We start from the raw sequence: 16,625 nt of genomic DNA on the forward strand, positions 1-16,625 counted from the left end.
CGTGGCAGTCAAACCGATCGTCACGTAATCCTGCCTCTTTCGAATCCCCATGCGAGTTCGACATGTAGGTGTTCGATGGACGATTTTAAGCCCTTCTTGTTAGCTGACAATATGGCTAGGTGGGCAAACCCAGGCGATTTTCAAAATCGTGAACCGCCAAAGCCCCGGAATTGAAACCGGCATGAAAAAACCCGGCCGCGCATCCGCGACCGGGTCTGTTTTGCAAGCCCGAAAGGCCGTGCCTGGTATTTTGGAGCGAATTACTTCGCTTTGGCGACAATTGATTCGAAGGGCTTGTAGGCCTCCTTGGCGAGCTCGGCATAGAGATCGCCGAACTTGGTCGCCTCGGCAACGAAGCTCTCATAGCTCTGCTTGGCGAAGTCGGACTGGATCTCGATCGCCTTTTCCAGCGACTTGGCGGAGATCAGCTTTTCGATAGCGGCGCTGCCGGCTTCGAAGCTCTTCTTGGTGTATTCGCCAGCTTCGGTGGCGATCGCCTGAGCGCCCTTGGAGAGCGAAGCGAAGCTCTTCAATCCGGTGTCGGCAAACTCTTTGCCGTATTTCGAGAAGTCCTCATAGGTCTGGGTCATTTCACGTTTCCCTTGGCGTTTTAAAGCGCCCTTGCCTGAGCGCGGTTGTGCAATGCAGGAGAGTATATTGTGCGCTGCACAAAAGTCAAGATTTCGTGGCGTCGGGGCCGCGCTGCGTCGGCAACGGCTAAAATTCGAATAAAGAAAGCCTCAAGCCCGAGGAAAATGGTGAACGCGCCGGTTACCATAAACGGATTGGTAACGCTGGCCGCGATAGTTTGACGGCAAGTGAGGTCGGATCCCTTTGCCGCCTCCAGGGCAATGAGTTTCAAAGGAACTATCAGTGCGTCAGGCGTTGTCGGTCTTCGGTTCAAAATCCGCATCTCCCCTCAAAACGATCATGATCTTCGCCTTGGCGATGTCATTTGTCGTTGCGGATGCCGCATCGTCGATGGCCGCCAGGTCGTCGGCGATCGTCGTCGACGCCAAGACCGGCAAGGTGCTCTATTCGTCCGATGCCAATGGCCGGCGCTACCCGGCGTCGCTAACCAAGATGATGACGCTCTATCTGACCTTCGAAGCCATGGCGAAGGGTCGAATCAGCAAGAACACGCCGGTGCCGTTTTCGGCAAAAGCGGCGGCCGAGCCCCCGACCAAGCTCGGCGTCAAGGCCGGCGGAGCGGTTTCTGTCGAGACCGCCATTTTGTCGATGGTGACCAAGTCGGCCAATGATTCGGCGACCGCGCTCGGTGAATTGCTCGGCGGCAGCGAGAGCAATTTCGCCCGCATGATGACGGCCAAGGCGCGGCAGCTCGGCATGGACGGCACCGTGTTTCGCAATGCCAACGGCCTGCCCGATCCCGGCCAGTTCACCACCGCCCACGACATGGCGATGCTCGGCATCGCGCTCCGGGAACATTACCCGCAGTATTACGGCTATTTCTCGCAGCGCTCTTTTCTCTACGGACGCCAGCGCATCAACGGTCACAACCGCCTCCTCGGCCGCATCAAGGGCGTCGACGGCATCAAGACCGGCTATACCCGCGCCTCCGGCTTCAACCTCGTCTCGTCGGTTTCGGACGGCAACCGCCGCCTCGTTGCCGTCGTCATGGGCGGGACCTCGGGCCGCAGCCGCGACAACCAGATGGCCGGGCTGATCAACGCCTACATGCCGCGCGCCTCCACCCGCGGCGGCGGCTCCCTGGTCGCCAAGGCCGGCGGCGACAATCCGATCAAAGCGTTGGCCAAGGTGCTGTTGCCCAAGCACGACGCGCCGACGCCCGACGACAAGCCGGTGGTGGAAGACGATGCCGTGGCGTCCAATGACGATCCGACATCTGCTGACGAGCAGTCTGCCGACGGACAGTCTGCCGACGAACAGACGGTAGCCGCGGTCGAAGAACCCGCACCCGTCGTCAAGACCAGGAAGGTCAAGACCGTCATCGTGACGGCGCCTAAGGTCGAAACGGCACAAATGGTCGCGGCCTACGCCGAGCCCACGCCAGCATCGCCTCCGGCGGTCGATCCGGTCAACACCGCCTCGGTGCCGTCCGGTTGGGCGGTGCAGGTGGCGTCTTCGCCCAAGCAGTCCGAAGCCCAGGCTTTCCTCGACAAGACCGCCAAGCAGGCGCCGAAGATCCTTGCATCTGCCTCCGGTTTTACGGTCGCTTTCGACAAGGATGGCGAGACCTATTACCGCGCCCGCTTCGGCGGTTTCGGCTCGAAGGATGCGGCCTGGAATGCCTGCAACGCTTTGAAGAAGAAGAAAATTACCTGCTACGCCGTCCAACAGTAGGGCAGCGTCGAGGACCATCTCCCGGAAATTTACTGCGTCGAAGGAGACTAGTTGTGATTGGAGAGCAAGACGTCCTTGGCTTCGTTGATCCGCGCCGCCAGGAAAGACGTGCCGCCGATGTCGGGGTGCAGGCGCTGCATCAGGCGGCGGTGCGCCTTGCGGACATCCGCCGCGGCGGCCCCCGCTTCAAGACCAAGGACCTTGTAGGCCTCCTCCTTAGTCATGGCGCCCGCACCTGGCGCAACACCCAGCCCTTCGCCACCGTTCGCCTCAGCGTCTTTGCGCCAGACGGGAAAACGGCCGTCAAGATACGTCTCTAGCAACTGACGGCTCTCCGGGTCACCGGGGAGCTCGCGGTAAAGCTGCTGCAGTTCGGGCAGGCCCATCGCGCCCAACATCTTGCCTTCATGGCGGCCCGCCAGAACCAGGCCTTCAAGCCCGCCCGTATCGTGATCAAGTTCCATCTCCAGCGCTGCTGTGCGCACCGTCGAGCGCTTGCCGGGCGCCGGCCTGACCGTGGGCCGCTTCATCCGCACCGAACCATACCAGGCAAGGGCCGCGGCCAGGATGAGGCCGGCAATGCCTTCGCGGCCGACCACCAGCACGGCGAGGCCAACGAGCGCCAGAAGCACCGGTCCGAGCGTGCGCATGCCGCTTGCCAGTTTTTGCGCATCGGCGCGGACGAAGATTGTCGCCGCGCCAAGCAGCACCAGAAACAGTGCAACAAGTGCAATGATTGCGCCCATCAATTCCCGCCGCCCCGCAGATGCTCGATTAACAGCCGGTCTCCCGGCCGGTCCCTTGCCTCGAGCGCCTTCAATCCACCGGTCGCATAGACGGCGACGGCTGAAAGCAGTCCAGCCAGGGTCGCGGCAGCCCGCCGGTCGAACCGGAACCAGGCCCCTTTGGAAAGCCGCGCGATCTCCTTGAACGCCTTTTCTGCGCCGGAATCATGACCTTCCTGGAAGACGAAGACGGGAACGCCGTGCAGGCCTAGGCTGCCGGCCGTCTGCGCCAGGTCGTCGATATTCTCTTCCATGGCGTCGCCGATGTAGACCAGCGCATTGACCTTCGCCTTCGCCGTCTCTTTCAGCGCATGGGTGAGGACCTTGCCGATTTGGGTGGTGCCGCTGCGGCACACGATGCGCGTCATCAGCATCTTCAAGGCATCGGTGTCGGCAACGAAGGCCGATGACCGGCATTCGCCCAGCCCGCGAAAATAGGCAAGTTGGACGCTAAGGGTTCCGGCCTTGCCGGCGGCATCGAACATTTCGCCTTGCAGCTTGGTGGCGAGATCCCAGGTCGGCTGGCGGCTCATCGTCGCGTCGAGCGCCAGGATCAGCCGCCCGGAGCCGGTCGCGGACGCGGCAAGCGACCGCGCCTGACGGATAAAGGCGTCGATCTCGCCGGCATTGGATCGAGGCTTGACCGGCGCAGAACTGGCCTTTGCGGGCACTGGCTGCTTCTTGTCGCTCATAAGAAGCAAGATGTGGCGTTGCCGGGCTGCTTGCAAGTCCAGTCTCGGACAAGATAAAGGGCCAGCGATCGCACAGCGGGCAGGACGCCCGGCCCAGGCGCTAGAGCAGACCGAGATCTGCGAGCTCGCGCTTCAATTTCGGCGGCATTTCGACCATTCCGGCCTTGCCCTTGCCGATATCGGTGGGAGCATCCGACGGTTTCAGGTAGCGCCAGCCCTGGAAGGCGCGGCGCGGCTGCCAGTCGGTGCGCACGACTTCGAGGCCGAGCATCAGACGGCAGCGACCAATGCCTTCGTCATCGGTGAAGGGCCTGATATCAGTGATCAGCTGGCGGCACTGGACGCTGCCCTTGATCACCCAATAGAGCGAGCCGCCATCGGTGACCTCGGCGCCGCGCGTCGGCACCATGCGGGTCGTGTGCCAATGTTCGGCCGGCTCGCCGGCCCGGCGCCGCTCGTCGAGGCGGAAGGCGATCCACTCTTCGAGATCCTCGACGCTGTCGCAACCGACGCAGAGTTTTAGGAGATTGAGTGCCATCGCTTAAGGTTTAGTCCGGCGTGCGGTTGCGTCAACGGCTCTGCCCGACTTCTCCACAGCGCCAGCGGCGTTGAGTGTTCAACATTCCACGACATTGACGGCAAGGCCGCCCAGGCTGGTTTCCTTGTACTTCTCGTTCATGTCGAGGCCAGTCTGGCGCATGGTTTCGATCGCGGCGTCGAGCGGCACGAAATGGACGCCGTCGCCCTTGATGGCGAGCGAGGCGGCGGTCACTGCCTTGACGGCGCCGAGCGCATTGCGCTCGATGCAAGGCACCTGCACCAGGCCGCCGACCGGATCGCAGGTCATGCCGAGATGGTGTTCGAGCGCGATCTCGGCGGCGTTCTCGACCTGCTCGGGCGTGCCGCCCATGACGGCACAGAGGCCTGCAGCGGCCATTGCCGAGGCCGAACCGACCTCGCCCTGGCAGCCGACTTCGGCGCCGGAGATCGAAGCGTTGGTCTTGATGATGCCGCCGACGGCTGCGGCGGTCAGCAGGAAGTCGCGGATGCTCGGCTGGTCGGCCTCGGGATGGAAATGCAGCCAGTAGCGCAGCACGGCCGGCAGCGTACCCGCCGCGCCATTGGTCGGCGCGGTGACGACGCGGCCGCCAGCGGCATTCTCCTCGTTCACCGCCATGGCGTAGATCGACAGCCAGTCATTGGCGAGCAAGGGGTTGGGCTTGTTCTGCTGCCATTGCTCCTGCAACTTGTCGTGCAGCATGCGGGCGCGGCGGCGCACCTTTAAGCCGCCCGGCATGATGCCGTCCTGCGACAGCCCACGGTCGATGCAGCCCTTCATGGCGCCCCAGATGGCATCGAGGCCGCTGTCGAGCTCCTGGCGCGACATATGCGCCTCTTCGTTGACGCGCTTCATATCGGCAATCGACAGGCCGCTCTTGCCGGCCATCTTCAGCATCTCGACGGCATTCTTGAAGGGATAAGGCACCTTTTTGCCCTCGGTCGTCACCGAGCCCTTCACCTTCATCCGCTGCAGCTCTTCTTCCGAGACCACGAACCCGCCGCCGATCGAATAATAGATGCGCTTGAGCAGCAGCCTGTCGCCGGTATCGTAGGCGTAGAACGCCATGCCGTTGGCGTGGCCCGTGAGCGGCGTTTTCCTGTCCAGCACCAGATCTGTCGCCGGATCGAAGCGATAGGAGGGATGGCCGGGCGGCGAAATCCGCTTCTCGGCGGCGATGCGCGTAGCGATGGTATCGGCCTGATCGGGGTCGACTGTCTGCGGTGTCAGGCCGGCAAGGCCGAGGACAACGGCGCGGTCCGAGCCGTGGCCGATGCCGGTATAGGCGAGCGAACCATGCAGGCTGGCGCCGATCCGATCGACCTTCACGCCGGCCGGGCGTGGCCAGTCATCGCCGGCGATCTCGTCGAGAAACCGCCGCGCCGCCGTCATCGGTCCCATCGTGTGCGAACTCGACGGCCCGATGCCGATCTTGAACAGGTCGAAAACCGAAAGGAACACGCTGCGCCGTCTCCGGGAATGGGATCAAGACCTACATATAGGACTTTCCATGATGTTTGTGCTGTTTTGACAAACGCAGCGCTGCACCCGCCGACTTTGTTTGCTCCGGCAGCGACATTGATTGCTCGACCATGACGGCGCGGCTATTCTGAACATCGCGCCCGGGGTGCGCCCGCAGCGTTGTTTGCCGAGGGAGAGAGCCGTGCTTACGTTGAATGCCAAACCGCAGCCGGTGCGCATCGCGCCTGCCGAGACAGCCGTCGTCGTGGTGGACATGCAGAACGCCTTTGTCTCGAAAGGCGGGATGTTCGACCTCGCTGGCTTCGACATATCTGGCGCAGCACCCGCAATCGACGCCAACAGGCGCCTGCTCAAGGCGGCACGCGAAGCCGGCGTCACCGTCATTTACCTGCAGATGTCGTACAAGCCCGATCTCAGCGATGCGGGAGGTCCCTCGTCCCCGAACCATCACAAGGAGCTGGGGATGGTGATGATGCGCGAGCGTCCCGAGCTTGCCGGCAGACTGTTGATCGACAACAGCTGGGATTGGCAGATCGTCGACGCGTTGAAGCCCGAACCGGGCGACCAAATCATCCGCAAATCGCGCTATAGCGGTTTTGGCAACACCGGCCTGGAAGCGCATCTGCGCGCCCGCAAGATCCGAAATCTACTGTTCACCGGGGTCGCCACCAACGTCTGCGTCGATGCGACCGCGCGCGACGCCTACATGCTGGAATTCTGGCCGATCCTGGTCGAGGACGCGATGAACCATTCGGGTCCCGACTTCAACCGCCAGTCGACGCTGTGGAACTTCGAACACGCCTTCGGATGGATCACCAAGACTGACAGCGTCATCGAGGTGTTGCACATGGCTACGCCTTTGCCGGCCTGAGCCAGCCGTCGAAACGGGCACCTTGCCTGTGCTAAAAGGGAGCATGGGCGATTCCTTCCATCTTTCGACGGCCGATCTCGCGGCGTTGGCCTTCTTCCTCCTTGCATGGGTGCTGCATACGCTGGCGTCCGACGGGAAGCTCGTCAGCCGGGTGTCGCTGACGATGGCGATGAATGTGCAGCGCGAGGCCTGGATGCGTACCATGGCCGAGCGCGAGATCCGCATCGTCGACACCGCCATCATGAGCGGCCTGCAGCAAGGCACCGCCTTTTTCGCCTCGAGTTCGCTGATTGCGCTCGGCGGCTGCTTTGCGCTGCTCGGCGCCTCGGACCAGGTGCTCGCCGTGCTGAACGACCTGCCGCTGAACGCGACCTCATCGCGCTCGGCCTTCCAGATCAAGGTCTTCGGCCTGGTGCTGATCCTGGCCTTCGCCTTCTTCAAGTTCGGCTGGGCCTATCGTCTCTTCAATTACTGCACGATCCTGATCGGCGCGGTGCCGATCCCGCATGGCGAGGCCTCGCGCAATCCGGTCAGCGAAACGGCGGTGTGGCGCGCGGCGCGCATGAACATGTTGGCCGGCAAGCATTTCAATTCAGGCCTGCGCGCCGTGTTCTTCTCGATCGGCTATCTCGGGTGGTTTGTCGACCCGGTCGTGTTCGTGCTGTCAACGCTGCTGCTTCTGGCGGTGCTGGTGCGCCGCCAGTTCTTTTCCGCCGCCAGGCAAGCAGTGATCGGTCAACCGCCCGGGCCCGGGAAAAGCTGGTCGATCCGCCCCGACAGCCAATAGGCGGCTAGACCGATCCATTCGCGGATCGCCATGGTGGTGGTCTGCAGCGAATCCGGCGCGTTATCGCGGAACAGGCCAAAGCCTTCCTTTCCCGAGGTGCGATAGTCGACAGGCCACGGAACCGTCGGAAAGCCGGCCTGGTCGAACAGCGCCTTGGAGCGCGGCATGTGGAAGGCGGAGGTCACCAGCAGCCAGGTCTCGCCCGGCTTCGGCGTCACCAATGCCTTGCTGAAGACTGCATTCTCATACGTGTTGCGGGATTTGTTCTCCAGCATCAAACGATCGGCGCTCACGCCGAGCGCGCCGAGCAGGCGTGGTGCGGTGGCCGCATCGCCCTCACCCTCGATGAACAGTTCGCCGGTACCGCCCGAGATAACCACCTTCGCGTCCGGAAAGCGCCGGGCAAGGATTGCGGTCTCAACCATGCGGTCGCCGCCGGAATTCAGTTCATAGCCGCCGCGCACCAGATTGATGGCGCCTTCGAAACCGCCGCCGAGGACGACGATGCCATCGACCTTCTGCGGCAGCGGTGACCTCGGGAAGCGCTCCTCCAGCGGATTGAGCATCATGGCGCCGAGCGACGTCCATGCCGACAGCGCGAGAATCACGAAGGCGAGCACACTGCCGGCGGCTGCGAGCCGCCGACGGCCGATCAGCGCCGCGAGCAAACCAGCCAGCAGCAGGAAGATCGCCAGATTGAGCGGCTGGACGAAGAACCAGAAGATCTTGGAGAGATAGAAGAACATTGCCTGCCTATCGCCAGCTCAAATTTAGACGGCCGATGAAGTGCTCGATCGCACTCGCCACAGCCTCCGCTTCAGGACGGCTCAACTCCCTGCCGAAAACAAGGACGCCGTTCGCGTTGGTCAATCTGATGACTTCCGACAGTCCCGCCTCATCCGTCGGATAGGTATGGTCGAGGATTTCGACCTTTAGGTGCCCTTTCAAAGGCAATGGCGAACGATTTAGCAAAGAACCCCTGATGTCGCGCACGGCTGCGGCGTGGGTCAGCCGCAGGGTTTCCTTGCCGAAGACCAGCCAGATGAAATCCTTGCCGAGGAAATAGGTGAACAGGGCAATGATCGCCACGAACGCCAGCAGGCCGAGAGTGCCGCTGGTAACCGTCGCGGACGACGTGTCTCTCAATCCCATGTAGCCGGTGTAGGCTACAATCGCGGCCCCGATCAGGACAAAGCCTGTCCTGAAATCCGAGGTGCGTGGTGGGTTTGTGATCAACAGTTCGTCTCCCGTCTCGACGATGGAAATGCGAGACGGGGGCGGCATGCTACCACCACTTCTCCGGCTGGAAGGTTCCCGCCGCCTGCTCGATGACGGCAGCCGTCTGGAACAGGGTTTCCTCATCAAAGGGACGGCCGATCAGCTGCAAGCCGAGCGGCAGGCCCTTGGCGTCGAGGCCGGCTGGTACCGCGATGCCCGGCAGGCCGGCCATGTTCACGGTCACCGTGAAAATGTCGTTGAGATACATCTTCACCGGATCGGCGGCCATGTCCTCGTCGGCGATGCCAAAGGCGGCGGACGGCGTCGCCGGCGTCAGGATGACATCGACGCCGGCGGCAAAGACGGTCTCGAAGTCGCGCTTGATCAGATTGCGCACCTTCTGCGCCTGCAAATAGTATGCGTCGTAATAGCCGGCCGACAGCACATAGGTGCCGATCATGATGCGGCGTTTGACCTCGCGGCCGAAACCGGCGGCGCGGGTGTTTTCGTACATGTCGACGATGTCCTTGCCCGGCACGCGCAGTCCATAACGGACACCGTCGTAGCGGGCGAGGTTGGACGACGCTTCGGCCGGCGCGACGATATAATAAGCCGGCAAAGCATATTTGGTGTGCGGCAGTGAAATGTCGACGATCTCGGCGCCGGCATCCTTCAGCCAGGCAATGCCCTTCTGCCACAGCGCCTCGATCTCTTCCGGCATGCCGTCGACGCGGTATTCCCTGGGAATGCCGACCTTCATTCCCTTGATCGGCTTGCCAATCGCCGCCTCGTAATCCGGCACCGGACGGTCGACCGAAGTGGTATCCTTGGCATCGACCGAGGCCATCGACTTCAACAGGATCGCGGCGTCGCGCACGTCGCGGGCGATCGGGCCGGCCTGGTCGAGCGACGAGGCGAAAGCGACGACGCCCCAGCGCGAGCAGCGGCCATAGGTCGGCTTGATGCCGACGGTGCCGGTGAAGGCGGCGGGCTGGCGGATCGAGCCGCCGGTGTCGGTGGCGGTGGCGCCGGCGCACAGGAAGGCCGAGACGGCCGAAGCCGAGCCGCCCGACGAGCCGCCGGGCACCAGCTGGGCATTGTCCAGCGTGCGCGCGGTCTTGGTGCCGCCGGCCGAAACAAAACCGCCATCGCCTTGATGCGTGGTCGGCATCACCACCGTGTCGAGGCGCGAACGCCGCCACGGATTGACGACCGGGCCGTAATAGGAGGTCTCGTTGGACGAACCCATGGCGAACTCGTCCATGTTGAGCTTGCCCAGCATGACGGCGCCGTCGGCCCAAAGGTTGGCGGTGACGGTAGATTCATAGCGCGGCTTGAAACCGTCCAGCACATGGCTGCAGGCCTGGGTGTGAACCCCCTCGGTTCCGAACAGGTCCTTGATGCCGAGCGGGATGCCTTCCAGCGCACCGCCCTCGCCCTTGGCCAGCCTGGCGTCGGAGGCCTTGGCCATATCGCGCGCCTTGTCGCCAGTGACGACGATGTAGGCGTTGAGCACCGGATTGGCGCGCTCGATGGCTGAGAGATAGGCCTCGGTGATCTCGGCGGCGGAAATCTCCTTGCCGCGCAACTTGGCGCGGGCCTGCGAAATCGTCAGATGGGTCAGTTCGCTCATCAAAGGCTCTTTTCGTAAAACACCGACCACTCGGAATCGGGATAATCCAGCACCGGCCCGCAGCGCGAGAAGCCGGCGCGTTCGTAGACGGTCCATGCCGCAGGATGGCGGTCGCCGGTTTCCAGCACCAGGCGCTTCAATCCTTCTTGACGCGCCAGCGTCTCGACCCGCTCGACGATTTTGGCGCCGATCTTCCTGCCGCGATGCGAGGGCCGCGTATACATGCGCTTCACCTCGCCGACGGTCGCATCATGGCGCTTCAGCGCTCCGCAGCCGATAGCCTTCCCGTCGTCGCGGGCGATGAAGACGGTGGTGTCTTCGCCGGCCATCTGCTCGACCGTCAGGTGATAACAGTGCTCCGGTGGCGTCAGTTCGAGCAGCGTCGCGTTGAGCTCCTCGACCAAAGCGCGGACATCGTCCTGCAACGGCGTCTCGATGGCGATCTCGATTGCCATCGGCCGCCTACTCCACGACCTTCGGCACGAGGAAGAAATTCTCTTCGGTGGCCGGCGCGTTGGCGAAGATGTCGGCGGCCTTGTTGCCGTCGGTGACAATATCCTCGCGCTTCTTCATCTCCATCGGCGTCACCGAGGTCATCGGCTCGACGCCGGAGACATCGACCTCGTTCAGCTGCTCGACGAAGCCCAGAATGGCGTTCAGCTCGCCGGTCATGCGCTCGGCATCCTCCTCACTCACCGCAATGCGGGCGAGACGCGCGACGCGCTTCACTGTCTGCAGATCAACCGACATGTCTTTAGCCTTTGGGAAAACCAGATGGCGCTATAGCGGCGCGGCGCGTGCCGCGCAACATCGATCGTGCTCAGGGCTGCGCTGCGGTGCCGGCCCGGGCTTTCCTCTGGCGCATTGGAAGCGGCAATTCGAACAGCCGCTCCTTGGCCGGACACATACCGCAGGCGGCCTCATCTTCGAGGGCGGCGAAGGCGTCAAGTTCGGCACGCGAGCAATCCGGTTCGAGCGGGCGATAGGCGAGATAGCCATCCCATTTGTCGGAAAGCCGGTATTTTGCCTTCTGCATCGGCAGATAGGCCAAGGGAGCGCATTTCCAGATGCGCCCATCGAGAAGCTGCTTGCAGTGACGAGCCGGACAGGCCTCCCAGCTGGCGCGCGGGTCGTCATCCTCGAACGGCAGCATCGTGTCGCCAAAACCTTCGTAGCGCCGGGTCCAGTTCTTGTGCGCTGGACGCACCCTGGCGACGAAACCGTGTTCCTGCCGCCATTGCTCCAGCAAGGCGAAGACCGGTTTCAACCGGTCGCGATATTCCTCGGAATCGTGATGCACAGAGATGACGAGACGGGCATCCGGATCCGCCGCAAGGATGGTGGGCAAGGACGGGTGGCGGTGCAGGAAGAAGCCGTTTGAGACGATCTCGATCTGGGTGTGCGGCCAGTGCCGCCGAACCAGACCGACAAATTGCGGCAATTGCGGATGGATGGTGGGTTCGCCGCCAAGTAGGGAGAACCGGGTGACCGACACACGGCGGCTCCAAAGGCCCATCCAGCGGTCGGCATCCTCAAGTGAAACCGTGCCGGAATGGGCATGGTTGGAATAGTGCGAGCAGCTTTCGCAGGCCAGGTTGCAGCCATGCGCGACATGCAGTTCGAGCTTCCGGAACACCGGCCGCTCTCCCTGCAGTAGCAATCCCATCCGTTTCAGCATCCCCATAGGTTCACGCTAGCATGCGGATGTGTGCGGTGCATCTGCCGCCAGCGGCAAATTTCAGCTCTTTGTTTTACGCAATTCCCAAGGGAAACCGCTCCACACTTTTCCCGGAATTGCCCTAAGGCAGGGACACGCCGTCGCACAGGTAATAGCTGCCGCCATTGCCGGCCTGCTCGCCTTCGTCGGCGGTCGGGCGCACCGAGACGATGTCGATTTGCGTCGCGTTCATCTGCGTGATCGAAAGCACGTCGGGAAAAAGAAACCCCGGCTCCTGGCAGATGGCGGTGACCGCCCAGCTCGGCGAGCGCGTCGCCTTGGTGACCTGGACGAACTCGCAATTGTACTCGACGCTTTGTAGGCCGTCCGCCGACAAGATGACATTGCCGGCGTCGATCAGCGTCTGCAGCGTGTCCTTTTTGGCTTGCGCACAAAGCTCCTGGGTTTGGAGATAGACGCCCTTGATGAAGCCCTCGGCGGCCGATGCGGGTGACGCCGCAACCAGCATCGACACGCAAAGAGTCCTTCTCAAACCCATGGTTTCATTCCCTTTTGCGACAAGGGATCGTCCAAAACGATCGCTCTACAGTGTGATCGTTTGGCCGATTGCTGGCAAGGCCACGTCAACACCCGATCCTTCGAGGCCCGCAACGAACTTTTCCGCCGTTGGGTCGATGATCGGGAACGTGCCGAAGTGACAGGGCAAGACCGTGTCGAAGCTGAAGAAGCGCCGGCAGGCAAGGGCCGCCACCGCACCGCCCATGGTAAAGCGGTCGCCGACCGGCACGATGCCGATCTTCGGCTCGTGCAATTCGTTGATCAGCGCCATGTCGGAGAAGATGTCGGTGTCGCCCATGTGGTAAAGCGTCTTGTCTTCCGGAAAATGCAGGACCAGCCCGCCCGGATTGCCGAGATAGACGTTCTGGCCACCATCGAGGCCGAACGACGAGGAATGCAGCGCCTGGACGAAGGTCGTGGTGAAGGCGCCGCAATCGACGGTGCCGCCGAGATTGCCGGGATTGATCTTGTTGCCGTCGACGCCCTTGCCGACCAGGTACATGCAGATCTCGTAATTGGCGACCAGCTGGGCACCGCTCTTCTTCAGCACCTCCACCGCGCCGCTGACATGGTCACTGTGGCCGTGGGTCAGCAATACATGGGTCACGCCTTCCGCCGGCCCTTCCCAACCGCCAGTCCATGACGGATTGCCGATGAGATAGGGGTCGATCAGGATGGTCGCGCCTGATGTCTCGATGCGAAAGGCCGAATGTCCGTACCAGGTCAATTTCATCAATCGTTTTCCTCGATTTTGGTTGAGCCGGAAGATAGAACGCCGGCTGCGAAATTAAAGTGGCATAGTATGTTCCTGGTTCAAAAGAACGTGTCACGCTTTTGTCGAAGGTAGGCCGTTGGGCATCATAGCAATCGAGGATCTGCCGGCACGCCTGGAAGGCGGCAGGACGCTAGCCGGGCTCGATCTCGGCGACAAGACGATCGGCGTCGCCGTTTCCGACCGCGGACTTTCCTTCGCCCATCCGCGCCCGGTGATCCTGCGCAAGAAGTTTTCGCTGGATGCGGCAGCGCTGCTTGCCCAGTTGCAGAAGGACAATGTCGGCGCACTCGTGCTCGGCCTTCCCATCAACATGGACGGGTCGGAAGGTCCGCGGGCGCAAAAATCGCGCGCCTTCGTACGCAACATGGCAGGCATAACCGACCTGCCCTTCGTGCTGTGGGACGAGCGGCTGTCGACAGTCGCCGCCGAGCGGACGTTGATCGAAATGGATTTCTCGCGCGCCAAGCGCGCCGGCAAGATCGATTCGGCGGCCGCCGCCTTTATTCTGCAGGGAGCTTTAGATCGACTCCAGTCGCTTGGCTCATCCGATCGGACGGAACCGGACTTCCCGCCTGGCGCCTGATCCAGGCGGCGATGTTGCGGCGGCGCCGGAACGCCCACAGCGCCATCAACAGGAATCCGTCAAAGACGCAGGCTCTTGCCACCATGCCCGGAATGATTGCCGGGTCGATGCCCAGCATCTGGCCGTAGAGCTGGAACACGACGTCGTGCAGCTGCCGGCTGAGCATGACGTAGCCGAAATTGATGTCGTTGAGCGACAGGAAGAACCAGCCCCAGAACAGAGCGAGTGGGGCTGCCCACAATGCGAACAGCGTGCGCATCAGTGACCGTCCCTGGGGCCGGAGCCGCTTCTATGGCCACCATCTCTGGAACCGCCATCTCTGTGACCGCCATCCCTGGGACCAATGTCCGGCCGGCCGGAAATGCGCGACAGCAAGGACCCGTGCGCAGCGCCTTGTGCCATGGCATGCGCAGTGGCGCGGCCCTCTGCATCCGGTGAAACCGCGCCGGCGAAGACCGACCTCCGCTCGGCAAGCATCGCAACGTAGGAGGCCAGAAGTGCCGCCAGTTGCACGGCCACAACCATGAACAGGCCGTTGATGCCTTGCGCGGCGCCGCCGATCAGGATCAGCGACAGGACGACGGATGCGGAAATAAAGGCGGTCCGCGCCACGCTGTCGGCTCCGTCGGGGCTCGCTGCGGCGTTAACCAAACTCTCGACGAAGACCCAGCAAAACAACACCGCGACGACCAGCAGCGCAATGGCCAGCGGCGCCACGACGGCAGCGTTGTCGAGATCGACCAGACGGGTGTTTTCCACGACGACGCCGAGCACCCCCAGAGCGCCCGCAACGCCTCGGTTTCCATCCATACAGATGAACGCCAGCAGGGCGAAAACCACTGCCCAGTGCAAGGCCAGAAAAGAGGTCAAAATGGCACGCATGGCATCCCTGCTTTGGTGACAAAGACAGTGGGCTTTGCGGCCCGCCGCTGCAATGGAAACCATTTGTTAAGGTTAACGTCCATCCACAGGCCGCGGTAAATTCGCGTTGATAGGCTGTGCAGCCGGCCTCAGTTGACCGGCGGATAGAGCGTGTCGATGATCATGCGCGCGTCATGGCGTGAATCGAGCATGCCATAGGTGTTGCGCCATTGGCCGGCGAGCCGCGTCTCGACAAAGGCATCCGCAATCCGCCCTGCCCCCAGCCGGCGCAATTCCGCCGCTGCCGCCGACAGCGCCAGCTGCTCGGTGAGCAGGCGGGCCGACCCCTCATCGGTGCCTGCGACCTGCATGGCGGCCTTGAGCACGCCGATGGTGCCGCGTCCGCCGGCGCCGAGATCGCGATCGATGCCGGCCAGCACCTCTTCGAACAGGCCGGGCGCGCGGCCAAGCACGCGCAGCACGTCGAGTGCCATGACATTGCCGGAGCCCTCCCAGATCGCGTTGACCGGGGCTTCACGATAGTAGCGGGCGAGCGGCGCTTCCTCGACATAGCCATTGCCGCCGAGGCACTCCATCGCCTCGTAGAGCAGCGGCGGCGCGATCTTGCAGACCCAGTATTTGACCACCGGCGTCATGGCGCGGGCAAAAGCCGCCTCGCCGCGGTCGCTGGCCGCCTCGTCGAAGGAACGCGCAAGCCGGAACGAGAGCGCTGTGGCGGCGGCGACATCGAGCGCCATGTCGGCCAGCACACGCTGCATCAGCGGCTGTTCGATCAGCGTCGAGCCAAACACCTGGCGGTGACGGGTGTGATGGACGGCTTCGGCCAAGCCGGCGCGCATGATCGCCGACGAGGCGACGGCGCAGTCGAGCCGGGTCAAGGTGACCATGTCCATGATCGTCTTCACGCCGGCGCCGGGCTCGCCGACCATCTCGCCGATGGCATTGACGAACTCCACTTCCGAGGAGGCGTTGGAGCGGTTGCCGAGCTTGTCCTTCAGGCGCTGGAAACGGAAGCCGTTGCCGGAGCCGTCGCCGAGGATGCGCGGGACGAGAAAGCAGGAAAGCCCTTCCGGCGCCTGTCCAAGCACGAGGAAAGCATCCGACATCGGCGCCGACATGAACCATTTGTGGCCGGTGAGGCGATAAAAGCCGCTGCCGGCCCGCTCGGCTCGTGTCGTGTTGGCGCGCACGTCGGTGCCGCCCTGCTTTTCGGTCATGCCCATGCCGAGCGTCAGCCCGGTCTTTTCGACCGGCGGCTTCTGGCTCTGGTCGTATTTGCGCGTCGTCACCCGCGGCGCCCATTCGCGAAACAGCTTTGGGCTGGCCATCAACGCGGCCAGCGAAGCGCTGGTCATGGTGATGGGGCACAGATGCCCGGTCTCGAGCTCGGCGGTCAGATAGAAACGCGCGGCGCGCACCTGATGGCGGCGGCCGATCTCGCTGTCGCCGTTCTCCCAGATCGAGGAATGCAGGCCGCCGGCGACCGAGCGGCGCATCAGCGCATGATAGGCCGGGTGGAATTCGACCTGGTCGATGCGCCGGCCCTGGCGGTCATGCGTGCGGAGCTTCGGCGTCTCGACATTGGCAAGACGCGCCAGCTCTTGCGCTTCGTGCGTCAGGACGAAGCGGCCAAGCCCGTCGAGATCCTTTCGCACCGGATCGGAAAAGCGTTCGGCGAGCTGGATCAGCAACGGATCGCCCCGCCAGGCGTTGCCGCCCGTCAGCGGCGGCGGCTGGTTGGTCACGTCGTCGGTCACGCACTGTCCTTATGTTACGAAGGCTTCGAATCCGAAGCCA

At 63.0% G+C, this 16,625-nt stretch carries 20 protein-coding genes; 4 read left to right on the forward strand and 16 right to left on the reverse strand.

Annotated elements, in window-relative coordinates:
• Positions 1-260 precede the first annotated feature (260 nt).
• Complete coding sequence (locus FJV77_RS05050) at positions 261-590, reverse strand: phasin family protein (RefSeq protein WP_142865756.1); 330 nt, start codon at positions 588-590, stop codon at positions 261-263.
• A gap of 283 nt (positions 591-873) precedes the next feature.
• On the opposite strand from FJV77_RS05050, the gene FJV77_RS05055 reads away from it, so the two are divergent.
• Positions 874-2,325: a D-alanyl-D-alanine carboxypeptidase gene (locus FJV77_RS05055; protein ID WP_142865757.1), complete on the forward strand. Its 1,452-nt coding sequence runs from the start codon at positions 874-876 to the stop codon at positions 2,323-2,325.
• 47 nt (positions 2,326-2,372) lie between these two features.
• On the opposite strand, the gene FJV77_RS05060 is transcribed toward FJV77_RS05055, so the two are convergent.
• The 4 genes from FJV77_RS05060 to FJV77_RS05075 all read right to left on the reverse strand — a co-directional run bounded on the left by FJV77_RS05060 (position 2,373) and on the right by FJV77_RS05075 (position 5,822).
• Positions 2,373-3,071, reverse strand: coding sequence for a DnaJ domain-containing protein (locus FJV77_RS05060; RefSeq protein ID WP_142865758.1), 699 nt, complete (start codon positions 3,069-3,071; stop codon positions 2,373-2,375).
• Positions 3,071-3,802 (reverse strand): VWA domain-containing protein, encoded by a 732-nt coding sequence (locus tag FJV77_RS05065; protein WP_142865759.1) that lies wholly within the window; start codon positions 3,800-3,802, stop codon positions 3,071-3,073. The genes FJV77_RS05060 and FJV77_RS05065 overlap by 1 nt, the downstream gene beginning before the upstream one ends.
• Positions 3,803-3,902: 100 nt before the next feature.
• Complete coding sequence (locus FJV77_RS05070; RefSeq protein ID WP_142865760.1) at positions 3,903-4,340, reverse strand: DUF1489 family protein; 438 nt, start codon at positions 4,338-4,340, stop codon at positions 3,903-3,905.
• Between the two features lie 78 nt (positions 4,341-4,418).
• On the reverse strand, positions 4,419-5,822 hold the full coding sequence (locus FJV77_RS05075) for an L-serine ammonia-lyase (protein WP_142865761.1): 1,404 nt from the start codon (positions 5,820-5,822) through the stop codon (positions 4,419-4,421).
• A 202-nt stretch (positions 5,823-6,024) separates the two neighbouring features.
• Between FJV77_RS05075 and FJV77_RS05080 the strand changes: the two genes are divergently transcribed.
• Both FJV77_RS05080 and FJV77_RS05085 read left to right on the forward strand, forming a co-directional pair.
• Positions 6,025-6,714 carry a cysteine hydrolase gene (locus FJV77_RS05080; RefSeq protein ID WP_142865762.1) on the forward strand — a complete coding sequence of 230 codons (690 nt, stop codon included), beginning with the start codon at positions 6,025-6,027 and terminating at the stop codon, positions 6,712-6,714.
• Between the two features lie 43 nt (positions 6,715-6,757).
• Positions 6,758-7,501, forward strand: coding sequence for a DUF599 domain-containing protein (locus tag FJV77_RS05085; protein ID WP_142865763.1), 744 nt, complete (start codon positions 6,758-6,760; stop codon positions 7,499-7,501).
• On the opposite strand, the gene FJV77_RS05090 is transcribed toward FJV77_RS05085, so the two are convergent.
• The 8 genes from FJV77_RS05090 to FJV77_RS05125 form a co-directional block, all read right to left on the reverse strand.
• The gene (locus FJV77_RS05090) at positions 7,450-8,247 is read right to left on the reverse strand and encodes a YdcF family protein (RefSeq protein ID WP_142865764.1); all 798 of its coding nucleotides are present in this window, start codon (positions 8,245-8,247) and stop codon (positions 7,450-7,452) included. The two genes, FJV77_RS05085 and FJV77_RS05090, sit on opposite strands and share 52 nt — an antisense overlap.
• Positions 8,248-8,254: 7 nt before the next feature.
• Positions 8,255-8,737, reverse strand: a complete 483-nt coding sequence (locus FJV77_RS05095) for a hypothetical protein (RefSeq protein WP_246691138.1) — start codon at positions 8,735-8,737, stop codon at positions 8,255-8,257.
• A gap of 49 nt (positions 8,738-8,786) precedes the next feature.
• Positions 8,787-10,352, reverse strand: a complete 1,566-nt coding sequence (locus FJV77_RS05100; RefSeq protein WP_142865766.1) for an amidase family protein — start codon at positions 10,350-10,352, stop codon at positions 8,787-8,789.
• Positions 10,352-10,807: a GNAT family N-acetyltransferase gene (locus FJV77_RS05105; protein ID WP_142865767.1), complete on the reverse strand. Its 456-nt coding sequence runs from the start codon at positions 10,805-10,807 to the stop codon at positions 10,352-10,354. The genes FJV77_RS05100 and FJV77_RS05105 overlap by 1 nt, the downstream gene beginning before the upstream one ends.
• 7 nt (positions 10,808-10,814) lie before the next feature.
• On the reverse strand, positions 10,815-11,102 hold the full coding sequence (gene gatC, locus FJV77_RS05110) for an Asp-tRNA(Asn)/Glu-tRNA(Gln) amidotransferase subunit GatC (RefSeq protein WP_142865768.1): 288 nt from the start codon (positions 11,100-11,102) through the stop codon (positions 10,815-10,817).
• Positions 11,103-11,172: 70 nt separating this feature from the next.
• Positions 11,173-12,018, reverse strand: coding sequence for a radical SAM protein (locus tag FJV77_RS05115; protein WP_246691139.1), 846 nt, complete (start codon positions 12,016-12,018; stop codon positions 11,173-11,175).
• 133 nt (positions 12,019-12,151) lie between these two features.
• The gene (locus tag FJV77_RS05120; protein ID WP_246691145.1) at positions 12,152-12,538 is read right to left on the reverse strand and encodes a hypothetical protein; all 387 of its coding nucleotides are present in this window, start codon (positions 12,536-12,538) and stop codon (positions 12,152-12,154) included.
• 75 nt (positions 12,539-12,613) lie between these two features.
• On the reverse strand, positions 12,614-13,321 hold the full coding sequence (locus tag FJV77_RS05125; protein ID WP_142865771.1) for a metal-dependent hydrolase: 708 nt from the start codon (positions 13,319-13,321) through the stop codon (positions 12,614-12,616).
• Positions 13,322-13,439: 118 nt separating this feature from the next.
• Between FJV77_RS05125 and ruvX the strand changes: the two genes are divergently transcribed.
• Positions 13,440-13,946 (forward strand): Holliday junction resolvase RuvX, encoded by a 507-nt coding sequence (gene ruvX, locus FJV77_RS05130; RefSeq protein ID WP_142865772.1) that lies wholly within the window; start codon positions 13,440-13,442, stop codon positions 13,944-13,946.
• Here the strand turns inward: ruvX and FJV77_RS05135 are convergent.
• The 3 genes from FJV77_RS05135 to FJV77_RS05145 all read right to left on the reverse strand — a co-directional run bounded on the left by FJV77_RS05135 (position 13,864) and on the right by FJV77_RS05145 (position 16,585).
• Positions 13,864-14,205 carry a DUF6105 family protein gene (locus tag FJV77_RS05135; RefSeq protein WP_142865773.1) on the reverse strand — a complete coding sequence of 114 codons (342 nt, stop codon included), beginning with the start codon at positions 14,203-14,205 and terminating at the stop codon, positions 13,864-13,866. The genes ruvX and FJV77_RS05135 overlap by 83 nt on opposite strands.
• Complete coding sequence (locus tag FJV77_RS05140; RefSeq protein ID WP_142865866.1) at positions 14,205-14,828, reverse strand: hypothetical protein; 624 nt, start codon at positions 14,826-14,828, stop codon at positions 14,205-14,207. The genes FJV77_RS05135 and FJV77_RS05140 overlap by 1 nt, the downstream gene beginning before the upstream one ends.
• A 128-nt stretch (positions 14,829-14,956) precedes the next feature.
• A complete protein-coding gene (locus FJV77_RS05145; protein ID WP_142865774.1) occupies positions 14,957-16,585 on the reverse strand; it encodes a DNA alkylation response protein in 1,629 nt (542 codons plus the stop codon).
• Positions 16,586-16,625: the final 40 nt, after the last annotated feature.

This window comes from Mesorhizobium sp. WSM4306, from assembly GCF_007003975.1.
Classification (GTDB): Bacteria; Pseudomonadota; Alphaproteobacteria; order Rhizobiales; family Rhizobiaceae; genus Mesorhizobium.

What these genes read in the sequence shown, in the direction of transcription:
- FJV77_RS05070 (WP_142865760.1), bottom strand. Translation starts at nt 4,340, where the DNA reads ATGGCACTCAATCTCCTAAAACTCTGCGTCGGTTGCGACAGCGTCGAG.
- FJV77_RS05135 (WP_142865773.1), bottom strand. Translation starts at nt 14,205, where the DNA reads ATGCGCACGCTGTTCGCATTGTGGGCAGCCCCACTCGCTCTGTTCTGG.
- FJV77_RS05100 (WP_142865766.1), bottom strand. Translation starts at nt 10,352, where the DNA reads ATGAGCGAACTGACCCATCTGACGATTTCGCAGGCCCGCGCCAAGTTG.
- FJV77_RS05140 (WP_142865866.1), bottom strand. Translation starts at nt 14,828, where the DNA reads ATGCGTGCCATTTTGACCTCTTTTCTGGCCTTGCACTGGGCAGTGGTT.
- gatC (WP_142865768.1), bottom strand. Translation starts at nt 11,102, where the DNA reads ATGTCGGTTGATCTGCAGACAGTGAAGCGCGTCGCGCGTCTCGCCCGC.
- FJV77_RS05090 (WP_142865764.1), bottom strand. Translation starts at nt 8,247, where the DNA reads ATGTTCTTCTATCTCTCCAAGATCTTCTGGTTCTTCGTCCAGCCGCTC.
- FJV77_RS05105 (WP_142865767.1), bottom strand. Translation starts at nt 10,807, where the DNA reads ATGGCAATCGAGATCGCCATCGAGACGCCGTTGCAGGACGATGTCCGC.
- FJV77_RS05085 (WP_142865763.1), top strand. Translation starts at nt 6,758, where the DNA reads ATGGGCGATTCCTTCCATCTTTCGACGGCCGATCTCGCGGCGTTGGCC.
- FJV77_RS05115 (WP_246691139.1), bottom strand. Translation starts at nt 12,018, where the DNA reads ATGGGATTGCTACTGCAGGGAGAGCGGCCGGTGTTCCGGAAGCTCGAA.
- FJV77_RS05065 (WP_142865759.1), bottom strand. Translation starts at nt 3,802, where the DNA reads ATGAGCGACAAGAAGCAGCCAGTGCCCGCAAAGGCCAGTTCTGCGCCG.
- FJV77_RS05060 (WP_142865758.1), bottom strand. Translation starts at nt 3,071, where the DNA reads ATGGGCGCAATCATTGCACTTGTTGCACTGTTTCTGGTGCTGCTTGGC.
- FJV77_RS05120 (WP_246691145.1), bottom strand. Translation starts at nt 12,538, where the DNA reads ATGCTGGTTGCGGCGTCACCCGCATCGGCCGCCGAGGGCTTCATCAAG.
- FJV77_RS05125 (WP_142865771.1), bottom strand. Translation starts at nt 13,321, where the DNA reads ATGAAATTGACCTGGTACGGACATTCGGCCTTTCGCATCGAGACATCA.
- FJV77_RS05050 (WP_142865756.1), bottom strand. Translation starts at nt 590, where the DNA reads ATGACCCAGACCTATGAGGACTTCTCGAAATACGGCAAAGAGTTTGCC.